At 47.4% G+C, this 1,007-nt stretch carries 1 protein-coding gene; it reads left to right on the forward strand.

What is annotated here, in order from left to right; translation table 11 throughout:
* Positions 1 to 926, forward strand: a 926-nt coding sequence (locus BQ17_RS08970) for a class I SAM-dependent methyltransferase (RefSeq protein ID WP_218068189.1), incomplete at its 5' end; no start/stop codon positions are given.
* Between the last annotated feature and the right edge of the window lie 81 nt (positions 927 to 1,007).

Below are 1,007 nucleotides of genomic sequence, written 5' to 3' on the forward strand. Positions count from 1 at the left end.
CCGGAATCCAGGGCCAGGGATGGCAAAACGGTGGAGTTCAAAGCATTAGGTCGCATTTAAATTTAACCACTACCCAAAATTCCACTGGGCGTAGCTTCAGTGCACAATGGAATTTATATGAATACGGGAATACTACTTGGGGTACTACCGTGCCAGATCGTATGCAGGTTGTCCTTCACGAACTGGATTGGACTGAATCAGATCTTAGCGGCAAGGTAATTCTTGATGCTGGTTGCGGAAACGGCACCCTGTCTAGAGCCTTAGTGGATAGCGGGGCAACCGTAGTGGGGATTGACCTTAGTGAAAGTGTCTTTCGTGCACAGGCTAATTGTGCAGCCCCCAATCTCCATTTTGTTCAAGGTAATCTTTTTTTTCCACCATTTCGAGCCGGAGTGTTCGATGCTATTTACTCTTGTGGTGTATTTCACCACACTCCGGATACGCGGCGATGTTTTGATGCACTTGTGCCGGTACTCAAAAACGATTCTCAAATCAGGTATTTTGTTCGGCTCTATTCAAAGCGTTCATGGCTCTTCAATGCAACTGTTGAGCAATTTATGAAGCTAACGCGGCGAATGCCAAGTTGGCTACTGGTTCCAGCCTGTATTGGGATGGCTCCGATAGTTGAAGTCGGCTCACGTTTCGCTACTTTACTGAAGACTGTCGAGTATGCACCTCGCAACCTCCGAGATCGGGCCATTCAATTGCATAACCTTCTTTCTCCGGCGTTCGTCCACTATCACCGTTTTGAAGAAGCAAAGAGTTGGGCGGAGGCAAAGGGATTCCAAAGCATCCCAAAAACGACCTATAGCGATCCTAGATGTCTACATAAAAACCACATTCTTCAGCAATACCTAACAGTTTGCCGTCCCGGATTTGGTATGTTGTGTCGTACACTAGTACGTAGTTTCGCTCGATATTGCTAGTCCCCGTACTGGAGCGTGTGAACCAAGCGTGTGAGCCAGCAGGTACTATGAACTTGCAACATCGGTCGAAACTAGGTACTA

The sequence above is a fragment of the Candidatus Thiosymbion oneisti genome (assembly GCF_900092655.1).
GTDB classification, from domain to species: domain Bacteria; phylum Pseudomonadota; class Gammaproteobacteria; order Chromatiales; family Chromatiaceae; genus Thiosymbion; species Thiosymbion oneisti.